Annotated in this window: 13 protein-coding genes and 1 rRNA gene; 11 read left to right on the forward strand and 3 right to left on the reverse strand. The window is 73.5% G+C overall.

What is annotated here, in order from left to right; all coding sequences use genetic code 11:
• Positions 1-93 (forward strand): 5S ribosomal RNA (gene rrf / locus ABZ887_RS24815); the annotation flags it as partial.
• 1,454 nt (positions 94-1,547) lie between these two features.
• Positions 1,548-2,396, forward strand: a complete 849-nt coding sequence (locus tag ABZ887_RS24820) for a tetratricopeptide repeat protein (protein ID WP_361293293.1) — start codon at positions 1,548-1,550, stop codon at positions 2,394-2,396.
• Positions 2,397-2,463: 67 nt separating this feature from the next.
• On the opposite strand, the gene ABZ887_RS24825 is transcribed toward ABZ887_RS24820, so the two are convergent.
• A complete protein-coding gene (locus ABZ887_RS24825; RefSeq protein WP_361292992.1) occupies positions 2,464-3,747 on the reverse strand; it encodes a DUF1015 domain-containing protein in 1,284 nt (427 codons plus the stop codon).
• An 84-nt stretch (positions 3,748-3,831) separates the two neighbouring features.
• Here ABZ887_RS24825 and ABZ887_RS24830 point away from each other — a divergent pair, with 84 nt between their 5' ends.
• The 4 genes from ABZ887_RS24830 (at position 3,832) to ABZ887_RS24845 (ending at position 7,918) form a co-directional block, all read left to right on the forward strand.
• Positions 3,832-4,860 (forward strand): HAD hydrolase-like protein, encoded by a 1,029-nt coding sequence (locus tag ABZ887_RS24830; RefSeq protein WP_361292994.1) that lies wholly within the window; start codon positions 3,832-3,834, stop codon positions 4,858-4,860.
• Positions 4,861-4,923: 63 nt separating this feature from the next.
• The gene (locus tag ABZ887_RS24835) at positions 4,924-5,967 is read left to right on the forward strand and encodes an iron chelate uptake ABC transporter family permease subunit (RefSeq protein ID WP_361292996.1); all 1,044 of its coding nucleotides are present in this window, start codon (positions 4,924-4,926) and stop codon (positions 5,965-5,967) included.
• A gap of 68 nt (positions 5,968-6,035) precedes the next feature.
• Positions 6,036-7,073 (forward strand): iron chelate uptake ABC transporter family permease subunit, encoded by a 1,038-nt coding sequence (locus ABZ887_RS24840; RefSeq protein WP_361292998.1) that lies wholly within the window; start codon positions 6,036-6,038, stop codon positions 7,071-7,073.
• The gene (locus ABZ887_RS24845; RefSeq protein ID WP_361293000.1) at positions 7,070-7,918 is read left to right on the forward strand and encodes an ABC transporter ATP-binding protein; all 849 of its coding nucleotides are present in this window, start codon (positions 7,070-7,072) and stop codon (positions 7,916-7,918) included. The genes ABZ887_RS24840 and ABZ887_RS24845 overlap by 4 nt, the downstream gene beginning before the upstream one ends.
• On the opposite strand, the gene ABZ887_RS24850 is transcribed toward ABZ887_RS24845, so the two are convergent.
• The gene (locus ABZ887_RS24850) at positions 7,902-8,249 is read right to left on the reverse strand and encodes a sterol-binding protein (RefSeq protein ID WP_361293002.1); all 348 of its coding nucleotides are present in this window, start codon (positions 8,247-8,249) and stop codon (positions 7,902-7,904) included. The genes ABZ887_RS24845 and ABZ887_RS24850 overlap by 17 nt on opposite strands.
• 42 nt (positions 8,250-8,291) lie before the next feature.
• On the opposite strand from ABZ887_RS24850, the gene ABZ887_RS24855 reads away from it, so the two are divergent.
• The 5 genes from ABZ887_RS24855 (at position 8,292) to ABZ887_RS24875 (ending at position 13,862) form a co-directional block, all read left to right on the forward strand.
• Entirely contained in the window at positions 8,292-8,642 is a 351-nt protein-coding gene (locus tag ABZ887_RS24855; RefSeq protein WP_361293004.1) for a hypothetical protein, read from the forward strand.
• A 7-nt stretch (positions 8,643-8,649) separates the two neighbouring features.
• On the forward strand, positions 8,650-9,465 hold the full coding sequence (locus tag ABZ887_RS24860; protein WP_361293006.1) for a TlyA family RNA methyltransferase: 816 nt from the start codon (positions 8,650-8,652) through the stop codon (positions 9,463-9,465).
• On the forward strand, positions 9,462-10,367 hold the full coding sequence (locus tag ABZ887_RS24865; RefSeq protein WP_189269084.1) for an NAD kinase: 906 nt from the start codon (positions 9,462-9,464) through the stop codon (positions 10,365-10,367). The genes ABZ887_RS24860 and ABZ887_RS24865 overlap by 4 nt, the downstream gene beginning before the upstream one ends.
• A 191-nt stretch (positions 10,368-10,558) precedes the next feature.
• Complete coding sequence (gene recN, locus ABZ887_RS24870) at positions 10,559-12,286, forward strand: DNA repair protein RecN (protein ID WP_361293295.1); 1,728 nt, start codon at positions 10,559-10,561, stop codon at positions 12,284-12,286.
• A 439-nt stretch (positions 12,287-12,725) separates the two neighbouring features.
• Entirely contained in the window at positions 12,726-13,862 is a 1,137-nt protein-coding gene (locus ABZ887_RS24875; RefSeq protein ID WP_361293008.1) for a glycosyltransferase family 4 protein, read from the forward strand.
• A 44-nt stretch (positions 13,863-13,906) separates the two neighbouring features.
• Here the strand turns inward: ABZ887_RS24875 and ABZ887_RS24880 are convergent, their stop codons facing one another.
• Positions 13,907-15,559 (reverse strand): PucR family transcriptional regulator, encoded by a 1,653-nt coding sequence (locus ABZ887_RS24880; protein WP_361293010.1) that lies wholly within the window; start codon positions 15,557-15,559, stop codon positions 13,907-13,909.
• Between the last annotated feature and the right edge of the window lie 99 nt (positions 15,560-15,658).

The raw sequence follows: 15,658 nt of genomic DNA on the forward strand, positions 1-15,658 counted from the left end.
ACGCCCGGTTACATTCCGAACCCGGAAGCTAAGCCTTACAGCGCCGATGGTACTGCAGGGGGGACCCTGTGGGAGAGTAGGACACCGCCGAACAATCTTTGGAGGACCCCTGGTCCCAGCGTTCAGCTGGGACCAGGGGTCCTTTTGTTTTTACAATGCTTGCGGTACCGAAGACAGGAGTCACCATGTCCACCAACTCTCCCGACGACCGACCGGAGCGCGACCAGCGGCAACGGGACAGCGGTGACCGCGGCGAGCGTGGCGGACACCGCGGCGACCGCAACGACCGTGGAGATCGCGGCGGTTACGGCCGCCGTGATGACAACCGTGGCGGTGGCGGCGGCGGTTACGGCCGTCGTGACGACAGCCGCGGTGGTGGCGGTGGCGGCGGCTATGGCCGTCGTGACGACCGCCGTGATGACAACCGTGGCGGTGGCGGCGGCGGTTACGGCCGTCGTGACGACAACCGCGGTGGTGGCGGTGGCGGCGGCTATGGCCGTCGTGACGACCGCCGTGATGACAACCGTGGCGGTGGCGGCGGTGGTTACGGCCGTCGTGACGACAACCGCGGTGGTGGCGGAGGTGGTGGCGGTGGCGGCTACGGTCGGCGTGATGACAGCCGTGGTTCTCGTCCGGGGTTCCAGCGTGACGATCGTGGCGGTGACCGCGGTGGCTACGGGCGTCGTGACGACCGCGACCGTGGTCCCCGTCGTGACGACCGTGGGGACCGCCCTGCCTTCCGCCGCGACGACCGCCGCGACGACCGCCGTGACGATCGTGGGGACCGTCCCGCGTTCCGGCGTGATGACCGCCGTGACGACCGTCGCGATGACCGCGGGGAGCGTCCCGCTTTCCGGCGTGACGATCGCGATGACCGTGGTGGTTTCCGCCGTGATGACAACCGTGGTGGTGGCGGTGGCGGCTACGGTCGGCGTGATGACAGCCGTGGTTCTCGTCCGGGGTTCCAGCGTGACGATCGTGGCGGTGACCGCGGTGGCTACGGGCGTCGTGACGACCGCGACCGTGGTCCCCGTCGTGACGACCGTGGGGACCGCCCTGCCTTCCGCCGCGACGACCGCCGCGACGACCGCCGCGACGACCGCCGCGACGACCGCCGTGACGATCGTGGGGACCGTCCCGCGTTCCGGCGTGACGACCGCCGCGACGACCGCCGCGACGACCGTCGCGATGACCGCGGCGATCGCCCGGCTTTCCGTCGCGACGACCGTGGGGACCGTCCCGCTTTCCGGCGTGACGATCGCGATGACCGTGGTGGTTTCCGTCGTGATGACAGCCGCGGTGGTGGCGGTGGCGGCTACGGCCGGCGCGACGACAGCCGGGGCGGCGGCTACCGGGGTCGCGACGACCGCCGTGACGACCGTGGTCCCCGGCGTGACGACAGCCGCGGAGGCGGCGGGTACGGTCGCCGGGACGACAACCGGGGCGGTGGATACCGTGGCCGCGACGACCGCCGTGACGACCGCCGTGGCGGCGACCGCTTCCGTGACGAGCGGGAGCGTGACCGGGACCGTGAGCCGATCAAGCGGCTGCCGATCCCGGAGGACGTCACCGGCGACGAGATCGACAAGGACGTACGGCAGGAGCTGCAGAGCCTGCCCAAGACGCTCGCGGAGGACGTCGCCAAGAACCTGGTGATGGTCGCCCGGCTCATCGACGAGGACCCCGAGGGCGCCTACGGCTACTCCAGGGTGGCCCTGCGGCTGGCGTCCCGTGTCGCCGCCGTCCGGGAGGCGGCCGGGTTCGCCGCGTACGCGAACCAGAAGTACTCCGAGGCCCTCGCCGAGTTCCGGGCCGCGCGGCGCATGACCGGCACCGTCGACCTGTGGCCGGTGATGGCCGACTGCGAGCGTGGGCTCGGGCGTCCGGAGAAGGCGCTGGACATGGCCGGCGCCCCCGAGGTGCACAAGCTCGACAAGGCCGGCCAGGTCGAGATGCGGCTCGTCGCCGCCGGCGCCCGGCGTGACATGGGGCAGCTGGACGCGGCGATCGTGACGCTGCAGAGCCCCGAGCTGGCCTCCAACTCTGTACAGCCGTGGACCGCGCGGCTGCGGTACGCCTACGCCGACGCCCTGCTCGCCGCCGAGCGTGTCGACGAGGCTCGGGAGTGGTTCGCCAAGGCCGTCGAGGCCGACCGGGACGGCAGCACGGACGCTTCCGACCGGCTGGCCGAGCTGGACGGGGTCGCGTTCGTCGACGCCCTGGACGAGGAGGAGTCCGACGAGACGCCTCGGGAGACCGAGGCCGCCGCCGAGACCGGTTCCAAGGCCGACGCCGAGTCTGTGACCGACGACGAGGCCGAGTCTGTGACCGAGGACGATGACAAGGCCGAGTCCGTGACCGAGGACGAGGACGACGACGAGGCCGAGCAGGACTGAGCTCGGTGACTGCGTGACCGCGTGACTGACAGAGGGCAGACCCCGGCCGGGGTCTGCCCTTTCGTCGTCAGACGTCGAGTGCCCGCAGCACCAGCCCGGACGCCGGCTTCGGGCCGAAGGACGTCGACTTGCGGGGCATGGTCACGCCCTGGCGGGCCAGGTCGCGGACGACCTCCTCGCGGACCGGGTGCATGAGGACGGCCGTACCGCCGCCGCGTTCGGCCTTGGCGACGGTCGCCGCCGTGTCGTGGATGTACGCGATGTGCGCGGGCGAGTCCTCGGGGATACGCCAGACGTGGTCGAGGAGCGTGGCGTGCAGGACGGTCGCGTCCAGGGTGCGCCAGGCGTCCGGGCGGTCGTCCGGGATCGTACGGGCCAGGAGGTCCGGGTCCGGGCGGTCGATGAGATGGAACGCACCGTCGCCGGCCAGCAGGAACGCGTTGCCGCCGCAGGCCGCGTCCGCCAGCGCCTCCTGGGCCGCGGGCAGCGGGACGTCGAGCCGTCGTACCCGGAACAGGCCCTTGATGTGCTCCAGGGCCTCCGCCACCGGCAGGCCGTGCAGCAGGCGGTGGATGGCGCGGACGCGCAGCGGGTAGCGGGCGGTGTCGACGAGGAGGACCAGGCCGTAGTCCCAGGGGCTGGGCGAAGGGTGCTCCGCGCGTAGACGCAAGTAGGTGGCCCAGCGGTGGTGTCCGTCGGCGATCAGGGCCTGGCGGTGGGCCAGGTCGGACTGGACGAGGGCCACCTCGGCAGGGTCGGTGATCGACCACAGCCGGTGGTGGAAGCCGTCCTCCGTGGTGGTGGCGAGGAGCGGGGGTCGGGCGGCGACGGTCTCGACGATCTCGGCGGCCGCGCCGTTGCCCCGGTAGGTGAGCAGGAGGGGCTCGAGGTTCGCGGAGGTGGCGCGCATCAGGGCCGCGCGGTCGGCGACGACCGGGGGCATGACCTCCTCGTGCGGCAGCACCACGCCCTCGGACGGCTCCGAGACCCGCAGGGCGCCGATGACTCCGCGCTGGAGCATGCCGTTGCCGTCGTGCTGCTCGTAGACGTACAGGCCCGGCTCGGGATCCGTGGCCAGGATGCCCTCGGTCTGCCAGCGGTGCAGGGTGTCGGCCGCCTGTTCGGTACCGGCGCTGGGGGAACCGGCCTGCGGAAGGATGAGGCGGACGATGTTGTGCGGGTCGGCGGACTGGAGGTGGTGTACGCCGTCGGGGCGTACGACGACGTCGTACGGCGGGGAAGTGACGGCGGCGAGGCTGCCGACCCGGTCGGGGTCGTAGCGAAGGCCTCGGAACGGGGTGAGTTCCAGGCCTCGGGGCTCCGTTGCTTCCGAGTGACCTGCAGTGTTCATCCCGGCATCGTACGTGTGTCAGTGGCGTGCGGGATGATCGACGGTGAAAGGCAGGTCAACGTGGAGTGGCGAGGAGCGATGGGGATGAGCCAGGGCGTCAGGACTGGTCCCGAGGGCAGCGGACAGGCCCTGAGCACGGCGTACGACACGGCGCTGCTCGATCTGGACGGGGTGGTGTACGCGGGCGGCAGCGCGATCGTGCACGCCGTGGAGTCGCTGGAGGTCGCCCGCGCGGGCGGCATGCGTCTGGCGTACGTCACCAACAACGCGCTGCGGACACCGGACGCGGTGGCCGGGCATCTCACCGAGTTGGGGATCCCGACGGGGGCCGACGACGTCATCACCTCGGCGCAGGCGGTCGCGCGGCTGATCAGCGAGCAGGTGCCGACGGGGGCGCGGGTGCTGGTGATCGGCGGGGAGGGGCTGCGGGTCGCGCTGCGGGAGCGGGGCCTCGAGCCGGTCGACTCCGCCGACGACGATCCGGCGGCCGTGGTGCAGGGATTCGGCGGTCCCGATCTGCCGTGGGGACGGTTCGCCGAGGCGTCGTACGCCGTCGCGCGCGGGGTGCCGTGGTTCGCGTCCAACACCGATCTGACGATCCCGAGCGGGCGCGGGATCGCCCCGGGCAACGGCGCGGCGGTGGAGGTGGTCCGGATCGCGACGGGCGCGGAGCCGCAGGTGGCGGGCAAGCCGCTGCCGCCGATGCACCGGGAGACGATCCTGCGGACCGGTGCGGAGCGGCCGTTGGTGGTCGGGGACCGGCTGGACACCGACATCGAGGGGGCGTTCAACGGCGGGGTGGACTCGCTGCTCGTGCTGACCGGTGTCACCGACGGGCGTCAGCTGCTCGCCGCGCCGCCGCAGCACCGGCCGACCTATGTCGACGCCGATCTGCGCGGACTGCTCACCGGGCAGCCGGAGGTCACGGCGGACGGCGACGGCTTCCGGTGCGGGGGCTGGACGGCGACGGCCGGCGCCGACCGGTTGGAGCTGGAGGGGGACGGCGAGGTGCTCGACGGGCTGCGGGCGCTGTGCGCGGCGGCCTGGACGGCTGCCGGGGCGGGCTCGTGCGAGCTGGACGGAGGCAAGGCACTGGCGCGGCTGGGGCTCTGAGAGCCCGCATCCGACGGGGGCACGGCATCGAGGTCATATGCGAGGGTAGGCTAACCTAACCTCGTGTTGGTCGACAGTCCTCCCGAACAGCGCGCGGAGACCGCCCCCGCGCCCCCGACCCGTCGGGCGATGCGGGCCCTCGGGCTCCTCGTCTCCCTCGTGATCCTGTTGCTCGTCGCCTTGGCGAGCATCGCGATCGGGGCGAAAGAGCTGCCGTTGGACCAGGTCTGGCACGGCCTGTTCCACGACAGGGGGACGTACGGCGACGTCGTCGTCGACGCACGGCTGTCGCGGACCGTCCTCGGCCTGCTGGCCGGCGCCGCCCTCGGCCTGTCCGGGGCGGTGCTCCAGGCGCTCACCCGTAACCCGCTCGCCGACCCCGGCCTGCTCGGCATCAACGCGGGCGCGTCGGCCGCGGTGGTCACCGCCATCACCTACTTCGGTGTCAGCACCCTGAACGGCTACGTGTGGTTCGCGTTCCTCGGGGCTGCCGCGGTGGGCGCGCTGGTGTGGTTCCTGGGCGGCAGCCGGGGCGCCACCCCGGTGCGGCTCGCGCTGGCCGGTACGGCGATCAGCGCCGCGCTCTACGGCTACGTCCAGGCCGTGATGATCACGGACGACGCGGCGCTCAACAAGTTGCGTTTCTGGACCGTGGGTTCGCTGGCCTCGGCCTCCGACTCGACGATCCTGCAGGTGCTGCCGTTCCTCGTGGCCGGCACCCTGCTCGCCCTGGGCCTCGCCCGGCCGCTGAACGCGGTGGCGATGGGCGACGACACCGCCCGCGCCCTCGGCGCGAACCTGGGCCGCACCCGGGCCCTGGCCATGCTCGCCGCCACCGTGCTGTGCGGCGCGGCCACCGCGGCCTGCGGCCCGATCGCCTTCGTCGGCCTGATGGTCCCGCACGTCGTGCGCTCGTTCACCGGCCCCGACCTGCGCTGGATCCTGCCGTACGCGACGGTCCTGTCGCCCGTGCTGCTGCTCGGCGCCGATGTCGTCGGCCGGGTCGTGGCCCGCCCCGCGGAGCTCCAGGTCGGCATCGTCACCGCGATCATCGGCGGGCCGGTCTTCATTCTTCTCGTACGACGGCGGAGGACGGCTCAGCTGTGAGGACCGTTGTGAAAACCGCTGCGAAGACCGCCGCAAAGAACCCCGCGAAGACCGCCGCAAAGACCCCTGTGAAGACCACGCGTACTCTCCGCGCCCCCGGCGGGATCTCCCTGCGGGCCGACGTGCGGGCGCTGGTGGTGGTCGGCGCGCTGCTGCTGGCCGCGGCCGCCGCGGGTGTCGTGCTGATCGGCACCGGGGACTTCCCGATCTCCTTCGGCGACGTGCTGAAGACCCTGGCCGGGAACGGTACCGCCGGGCAGGACTTCATCGTCAACGACCTGCGGCTGCCGCGGGTCCTGGTAGGCCTGCTGGTCGGCGCCTCCCTCGGGCTCGGCGGCGCGCTGTTCCAGTCGATCTCCCGCAACCCGCTGGGCAGCCCGGACGTCCTCGGCCTCTCCCAGGGCGCCACCTCCGGCGCGCTCGTCGTCATCGTGCTGCTGTCCGGGACCGCCGCCCAGGTCACCGTCGGCGCGCTGGTCGGCGGCCTGGTGACCGGCCTCGCCATCTACCTCCTCGCCTGGAAGCAGGGCGTGCACGGCTACCGGCTGGTCCTGGTCGGCATCGGTGTCTCCGCGGTCGTCACCGCGGTCAACGGCTATCTGCTCACCAAGGCCGACCTGGTCGACGCGACCCGCGCGGTCGTCTGGATGACCGGCTCCCTCGACGGCCGTGACTGGAGCCAGGTCTGGCCGCTGCTCGCGCTGTGCGCGGTCGTCGTCCCGCTGGTCCTCGCCAACGCGCGGGGCCTCAGGATGATGGAGATGGGCGACGACGTGTCGAACGCCCTGGGCGTGCGCGTGGAGCGGGTGCGGCTGCTGCTGATGGTGGCCGCCGTCCTGCTGACCGCGGCCGCCACCGCCGCCGCGGGCCCGGTCAGCTTCGTGGCCCTCACCGCCCCCCAGCTCGCCCGCCGCCTCACGCGCTCGCCCGGCCCCAACCTGGTGCCGTCCCTCTGCATGGGCGCCACCCTCCTGGTCACCGCCGACTGGGCCTCGCAGCGTGCCTTCGGCGCCGACCAGCTGCCCGTCGGCGTGGTCACCGGCGTCCTCGGCGGGGTCTACCTGCTGTGGCTGCTCGTCACCGAGCGGAAGGCGGGCCGGATATGAGCGTGATCCCCACCGGCGAGACGAACAACCCTAGGAGCACCGTGAACCGCCTGTCCGCCGAGAACGTCACCCTCGCCTATGACCAGCGCGTCATCGCCGAGCAGCTGTCGGTGGAGATCCCCGACAACTCCTTCACGGTGATCGTCGGCCCCAACGCGTGCGGCAAGTCGACGCTGCTGCGCGCGCTGTCCCGGATGCTCAGGCCCAGCCAGGGCCGGGTGCTGCTCGACGGCCAGGTCATCCAGTCGATGCCGGCGAAGAAGGTGGCCCGCACGCTGGGCCTGCTCCCGCAGTCGTCCATCGCGCCCGACGGCATCACCGTCGCCGACCTCGTCGGCCGCGGCCGCTACCCGCACCAGGGCATCCTGCGTCAGTGGTCCGCCGAGGACGAGCGGGTCGTCCAGGAGTCGATGGAGCAGACCGGCGTCGACGAACTCGCCGACCGGTACGTCGACGAACTCTCCGGCGGCCAGCGGCAGCGCGTCTGGATCGCCATGGCCCTCGCCCAGCAGACCCCGCTGCTGCTCCTCGACGAGCCGACCACCTACCTGGACATCCAGCACCAGATCGACGTCCTCGACCTGTGCGCCGAACTCCACGAGGAGCAGGGCCGCACCCTGGTCGCCGTGCTGCACGACCTCAACCACGCGGCCCGCTACGCCACCCACCTGATCGCGCTCAAGGGCGGCCGGGTCGTCGCCGAGGGCGCCCCGAACGACATCGTCACCGCCGAGCTGGTGGAAGAGGTCTTCGGGCTGCGCTGCCAGATCATCGACGACCCGGAGACGGGGACCCCGCTGGTGGTGCCGGCGGCCCGGAAGGCCAGGGTCACAACAGCTTCCTGAGCCGGAACAGGTCCAGCAGGTTCGCCTCCAGCCGCACCCGGCCCGACCCCCAGGCCCCGGCGAAGTTCAGCTCGCCCTCGACCAGGTCCACCAGGTCGTCGCCCGCCATGGCGAGTCCGATCTGCGCCTTCTCCCGCGGCGGCCCGGGGAACGTCTCCTCGACCTCGATCCGGCCGCCGGTGAGCCGGCCCGCGAAGGTGACGTCCAGGTCGGTGATGTGGCAGCTGACCGAGCGGTCCATGGCGGCGGCCGCCCGGACGTCGCCCTCGGCGCCACCCATGTTGTGCGAGAGCTTGTCGAGTGCGGCGCGGCACTCCTCGATCGTGGCCATCGCGATCGACGGTACCCCAGCGGTTCGAGGTAGCGTCGGGGCATGACCGACTCTGCGCCCGAAGGCCTGGTGGCGGCCCCGGCGACGGAAGCCGGGGAAGCGGCCGCCGTCGAACCCGAGTACGACCCCGCCGCGCCCGCCCCGCTGAACGTTCCTCGCATCCCCACCGGCAACGCCGAGGTCGACGCACAGCTCGACCGGCTGGCCGACGCCGACCACCTCGCCACGGACGGGCATCTGGAGGTGTACGAGGATGTACACGGGGGGCTGCGCGACGCGCTGACCGAGCTCGACGCCCGCCCGGGACCGCCGGGGCCTTCTGGCCCCCCGGCGCCCGCCCCGCCGGGCGCCAACCGGGCGCCCGCACCGTCGTACCACCAGAGCAGGAGCTGAACCCACCGTGGCAGGAGTCGCACGTCGCCGTCTGGACGCGGAGCTGGTCCGCCGGAAGCTGGCGCGCTCGCGCGAGCACGCCAGCCAGCTGATCGCCGCCGGGCGGGTCACCGTCGGCAAGGCCGTCGCGACCAAGCCGGCGACCCAGGTGGAGACCGCCGCCGCCATCGTCGTGCAGTCCGACGACAGCGATCCCGAGTACGTGTCGCGGGGCGGTCACAAGCTCGCCGGCGCGCTGGCGGTGTTCGTCCCGGAGGGCCTGCCGGTCGAGGGGCGGCGGGCGCTGGACGCCGGTGCGTCGACCGGCGGCTTCACCGATGTGCTGCTGCGCGCGGGGGCCGCGCAGGTCGTCGCCGTCGACGTCGGGTACGGCCAACTCGCGTGGTCTCTGCAGAGCGATGAACGCGTCACCGTCAAGGACCGTACGAACGTACGCGAGTTGACGCTTGAAGCGATTGATGGGGAGCCTGTGGATCTTGTCGTGGGTGATCTGTCCTTCATCCCGCTCGGGCTGGTGCTGCCGGCCCTGGCGCGGTGCGTGAAGCCGGACGCCGACCTGGTGATGATGGTCAAGCCGCAGTTCGAGGTGGGCAAGGAGAGGCTGGGCAGCGGGGGAGTCGTACGGAGTCCGCAGCTGCGGGCGGAGGCTGTGCGGGGGGTTGCCGAGAAGGCGTGGGAGCTGGGGCTCGGGGTGAAGGGTGTCACCGCCAGTCCGCTGCCCGGGCCGTCCGGCAACGTCGAGTACTTTCTGTGGCTGCGGGCCGGCGCACCCCAGTTGGATCCGGCCGATGTTGACCGTGCAGTGGCGGAGGGGCCGCGTTGACACAGAACCGAGCTCGTACTGTTTTCCTCCTCGCCCACACCGGGCGGCCCGCGGCGATCCGCAGCGCCGAGCTCGTGGTGAAGGGGTTGCTGGCGGCGGGAGTCGGCGTCCGGGTCCTGGATTTCGAGGCCGCGGACCTGCCGCTGCCCGACGAGGTCGAACTCGTCGAGGAGGCCTCGCCGCACAGCCTCGACGGCTGCGAGCTGCTGATCGTCCTCGGTGGTGACGGGACGCTGTTGCGCGGCGCCGAGTTCGCCCGCGCGTCCGGGGTGCCGATGCTCGGCGTCAACCTCGGCAGCGTCGGGTTCCTCGCGGAGGCCGAGCGGGACGACCTGGACAAGGTCGTGGACCGGGTGGTGAGCCGGGCGTACGAGGTCGAGGAGCGGATGACCGTCGACGTCGTCGTGCACCGCAACGGGGACATCGTGCACACCGACTGGGCGCTGAACGAGGCGGCCGTGCAGAAGGCGGGCGCCGAGAAGCTGCTGGAAGTCGTGCTGGAGATCGACGGGCGGCCGGTGACGGGGTTCGGGTGCGACGGGATCGTCCTGTCGACGCCGACCGGGTCGACGGCGTACGCGTTCTCCGCGGGCGGGCCGGTGGTGTGGCCGGAGGTGGAGGCGCTGCTGATGGTGCCGATCTCCGCGCACGCGCTGTTCGCGAAGCCGCTGGTGACCTCGCCGGACTCGGTGCTCGCGGTGGAGGTGCTGCCGCACATCCAGCCGGGGGTGCTGTGGTGCGACGGGCGGCGGACGGTGGAGCTGCCGCCGGGGGCGCGGGTCGAGGTGCGCCGAGGGGCGGTGCCGGTGCGGCTGGCCCGGCTGCATCACGCGTCGTTCACGGACCGGTTGGTGGCGAAGTTCGCGCTGCCGGTCTCCGGATGGCGGGGGGCGCCGCACTAGCGGTTCGAAGGGGGGGCGGGGAGCCTCGGCGGGTGCGGGTGCTTCGTGGCTTGTCGCGCAGTTCCCCGCGCCCCTATGGGGCGCTTCCGCCCCCGGCGACCGGCCCTCGCGGTTTCTCCACTCGCCCGGGTGACAGGGGGCCTCGCACTTCGTCGGCTCGACCTCGTAAGGTCTTCCCCGTGCTGGAAGAAATGCGGATACGGTCACTCGGGGTCATCGACGACGCTGTCGTCGAGTTGTCGCCGGGGTTCACCGCCGTCACCGGTGAGACCGGTGCGGGCAAGACCATGGTGGTCACCAGCCTGGGGCTGCTACTGGGTGGGCGGGCCGATCCCGCGCTCGTGCGGATCGGGTCCGAGAAGGCGGTCGTCGAGGGGCGGGTCACCGTGCCCGCCGGAGCCTCGGCGGCGGTACGGGCCGAGGAGGCCGGCGCCGAGCTGGACGACGGGGCGCTGCTGATCAGCCGTACCGTTTCCGCCGAGGGGCGCTCGCGGGCGCACCTGGGCGGGCGGAGCGTGCCCGTGGGGCTGCTCGCCGAGCTCGCCGACGACCTGGTGGCCGTGCACGGGCAGACCGACCAGCAGGGGCTGCTGAAGCTGAACCGGCAGCGGCAGGCCCTCGACCGGTACGCCGGTGACGGGGTCGCCGTACCGCTGGCCAAGTACGGCGAGGCCTACCGGCGGCTGCGGGCCGTGGCGGTCGAACTGGACGAGATCGTCACGCGCGCGCGTGAGCGGGCCCAGGAAGCCGACATGCTGCGCTACGGGCTGGACGAGATCGCGGGCGTGGAGCCGAGGGCCGGCGAGGACGTGGAGCTGGCCGAGGAGGCCGAGCGGCTCGGGCACGCCGAGGCGCTGTCGTCCGCCGCGACCGCCGCGCACTCCGCGCTCGCGGGCAACCCCGAGGACCCCGAGGGCATCGACGCGGCGACCTTGGTCGCGGGTGCGCACCGGGCCCTGGAGGCCGTACGGTCGCACGACCCGGCGCTGGCCGCGCTCGCCGACCGGATCGGCGAGGTCGGGATCCTGCTGGGCGACGTGGCGGGGGAACTCGCCGGGTACGCCGACGACCTGGACGCCGATCCGCTGCGGCTCGCGGCCGTGGAGGAGCGGCGCGCCGCACTCACCGCGCTCACCCGCAAGTACGGCCAGTACGGCGACGGCATCGACGCGGTGCTGGCCTGGGCGGAACAGGGCGCGGCCCGGCTCACCGAACTCGACGGCGACGACGAGCGGATCGACGAACTGACCGCCGAGCGGGATGCCCTCCGCGCGGAACTGGGCGGGCTCGCGCAGGCGCTGACCGACGCGCGCACGGAAGCGGCCGAGCGGTTCGCGGCCGCCGTCACCGCCGAGCTGGGCTCCCTCGCGATGCCGCACGCGCGCGTGTCCTTCGCCATCCGGCAGACCGAGGACCCGGAGGGCGTGGAGGTCGGCGGACGGGCGGTGGCCTACGGCCCCTCGGGCGCCGACGAGGTCGAGCTGCTCCTCGCCCCGCACCCCGGCGCCCCGCCCCGCCCCATCGCCAAGGGCGCGTCCGGCGGTGAGCTGTCGCGCGTGATGCTCGCGGTGGAGGTCGTCTTCGCGGGCACCGACCCGGTCCCGACGTACCTCTTCGACGAGGTCGACGCGGGCGTGGGCGGCAAGGCGGCCGTGGAGATCGGGCGGCGCCTGGCCAAGCTAGCCAGGTCCGCGCAGGTCGTCGTCGTCACCCACCTTCCCCAGGTCGCCGCCTTCGCCGACCGGCAGTTGCTGGTCGAGAAGACCAACGACGGCACGGTCACCCGGTCCGGCGTGAAGGTCCTGGAGGGCGAGGAACGGGTCCGGGAGCTGTCCCGCATGCTGGCCGGCCAGGAGGACTCGGAGACGGCACGGGCGCACGCGGAGGAACTGCTGGAGACGGCCCGGGCGGACCGCTGACGGTCCGCTGACGGACGGCCGGAGACGGGAGCGGCGCACCGGAGTGGAGGGGCGTCAGCCGTCGTGCCGCTCCGGCCGCCGTTCCCTCCGGCGGTGAACGGCTGCTGCAGGTCGAAGGCTGCCGTCGGTGAAAGGCCACCGACGGTGCCGAGTCGACCCCTTCGGCGATGTCCCGGCACGGGAGCGCATCGTGGCTGGTGGCGCCCATCGCGGTCCTCCTCGGTGGCGTTTTCGTCACCCTCCCGGGTGACACGCTCCGGCGCATTGCCCCGGCCCGCCTCGGTATGTGCCTTCTCGGAGTACCCGGAACACCCTTGTGTGCTGGCATCCTTGAGGGGGACGCGGCGTCCGGGGGAGGCACGCGGTGACCCCCTCGGCCCCGATACCTTCTGTACGTTCCCTCGTGACCGCCCCACGCCGAACCAGGAGCCCCGGCCGCGTGAGCCCCGTGAGCAGCAACGCACCGCACGGTCAGTCGCCACTGCGCACCGTGCAGGTGCTGGGCGGCGGCAACGCCGCCAGCAGCGCGCACGTGCGGTCGCTGACCGCCGGCCTGGTCGAGCGGGGCGTGCGGGTCACGGTGTGCGCCCCCGCCGAGGCGGATCGCGCCTACGGCTTCTCGGACGTCGGCGCCGACCACGTGCACGTGCCGCGCAGCAGCGACCCGGGCTCGGTCGCGGCGCTCCGCGCCGCCTGCACGGACGCCGACCTGGTGCACGCCCACGGCCTGCACGCCTCCTTCCGCGCGGTGCTGGCGCTGAGCGGCCGCAGCACCCCGCTGATCGTCACCTGGCACAACCGGGCGCATGCCGAGGGCGCCCGGGCGCATCTGCTGCGGATGCTGGAGCGCCGGGTGGTGCGGACGGCCGCCGTGGTGCTCGGGACCACCTCCGACCTGGTGGACCGGGCCCGCCGTACCGGTGCCCGGGACGCCCGGCTCGCCGCCGTGGCGCTGCCCGGCCTGCGGCGGTCCGCGGACGAGGACGAGGCGGAGCGGCTGAGCCCCAAGGTCCGGGCCGAACTCGGCGCCATGGGGCGGCCGTTGCTCATCGCCGTCGGCTCCCTCGACCGGCATCGCGGCTACGACGTCCTGCTGGACGCGGCGCGCGCCTGGTGCCGGCTCGACCCGGTGCCGCTCCTCGTCATCGCCGGGGAGGGGCCGCTGCGTGCGGCGTTGCAGCGGCGGATCGAGGACGAGGAGCTGCCCGTACGGCTGATCGGGCGCCGTGACGACGTCGCCGAGCTGCTCGCCGCCGCCGACCTGGCGCTGTTGTCGAGCAGTTGGGAGTCCCGTTCGGTTCTCGCCCAGGAGGCCCTGCACGCGCGCGTGCCGCTCGTCGCGACCGCCGTCGGCGGCATCCCCGACCTCGTCGGGGACGCGGCCGAGCTGGTCGCGTACGGCGACGCACCGGCCCTCGCCGCCACCGTCGTACGCCTCCTCGGCGACCCCGGGCGCTGCGCGGAGCTGCGTGAGCGGGGTGCCCGGCAGGCGGCGAGCTGGCCCACGGAGGACGAGACCGTGGCGCAAGTGCTCAGCGTGTACGACGAGTTGACGCAGCCCCGGCCGCTGCCGTGAGGCCCGGAGGCTGTCAGGCCCTGCGGCCGTGACGTCGCGATTCCCTAGGGGACGTGCCGGCGTGCCCGCAGGGCCAGGCTCAACGCCAGCACCGCCTGCGGGTCGTCGAGGTCCGTGCCCAGCAACTCCCCGATGCGGGCGAGGCGGTTGTAGAGGGTCTGCCGGTTGAGGTGGAGTTCGCGGGCCGTCTCCGCCTTGCGGCCGGCGTGTGCCAGGTAGGTCTCCAGGGTGGGCAGCAGCGGCGGCTTGGAGCGGTTGTCGTGGTCGCGGAGCGGGCCGATCGCGCGGTCGACGAAGGCCGCGAGGTCGGGGTGGTCGCGCAGCCGCCACAGGAGGAGGTCGATGTCGAGGCGGCGGGCGTCGTACCAGGGCCGGTCGGAGAGGCCCTGGGCCGCCGTCGCCGTCTCGGCCGCGTGCCGCAGGCCCGCCGACGCGGCCGCCCAGCCGCCGGCCACGCCGACCACCACGACCGGGGGAGCGGCCCCGGGGCGCTGCATCCCGGCGCGCTCCACCCCCGCCCGCAGCGCCGCCGCGACCCGGTCCGCGACCGTCGTCCGCTCCGCCTCCGAGCGCAGGCCCAGGAGCAGCGGCACGCGGCCCTCGACCGGTCGTACGCCCAGCAGGACGGGCACGCCCACGGCCGCCAGCTCCTCGCCGACCGCGCGGGCCAGCACCGCCCAGCCCCTGCCCGGGGAGTCCGGGGACAGGGAGTCGCCGACCCGCATGACCACCGGCAGCAGCGGGCCGCCGCCGGGCTTGAAGCCGAGGACGCGGGCCTGCGCCGGGGCGTCCTCCGCGGTGATCCGGCCCTCCGCGAGGTCGGTCAGGAAGTCGCCGCGCCCGCGCGCCGCCAGCTCCTCCTCCTGACGGGCCTGCATCAGCACGACGGCCAGGATGCCCGCGGCCCGCTCGGCGGCGATGCGATGGACCGGGGTGAGGGGGCCGCGTACCGGGAGCAGGACCAGGCGGGCGCGCACCGACCCGGTCCCCGGACCGCCGCCCGGCACGTCCACCAGGACCACCCCGGTCGGCGGCGGCGCGTCCTTGTGCTGGCCGCGCAGCCCCTCCCACACCTGGAGCGGGTCGGCCCCCTCGGGCCCCGACCCGGCCGCGTACAGCAGCTGACCGTCGCTGGTCTCCAGGAAGACCGGGTTCCCGCTGAAGTCGGCCAGGATGGCGAGCACCTGGGGCACCCCGCCGCCGCCCAGCAGGGCCTCGGTGCAGCGGCGGTGCACCTCCTCGGCACGCTGGAGGAGGGCGTAGTGGTGGTTGACGATCTCGGTGTGGATCTCCTCCGTCACCGTCACGAACGGCACCTCGCGGTGCAGCGCGACCAGCGGCAGCCCGGTCGCGCGGGCGGTGTCGACGAGGGTGGCGGGCAGCCGGGAGAACCGCGCGCCCAGCTCCACGACCAGGGCGGCGATGCCCCGCTCGGCGAGGGTGCGGACGAACGCCCGCTGCTCGGTCGGCCGGGTGCCCAGGCCGTAGCCGGTGGTGAGCAGCAGCTCGCCGCCCTTCAGCAGCGAGGCGATGTTCGGCACCTCGCCCGCGTGCACCCAGCGCACGGTGCGGCCCAGCCGGTCGGCGCCCGCCAGGATCTCCGGGAGCCCGCTGCGCAGCCCGGGCAGCTCCAGCGCCCGCTGCACGGTGATCCCGGCGCCCTGCGTGTCGAATCCGCTGCCCGTACCGCTGTCCATGGAGCGGACGCTACCTGGGTGGACGCCGCCATGGCATCTTCCGCGGAGTGCTCCGCCGGAAGTGCCGCGATAACGCCGTCTGTTGACTGCGGCGCCGTT

The organism is Streptomyces sp. NPDC047061, from assembly GCF_040643955.1.
Lineage (GTDB): Bacteria > Actinomycetota > Actinomycetes > Streptomycetales > Streptomycetaceae > Streptomyces.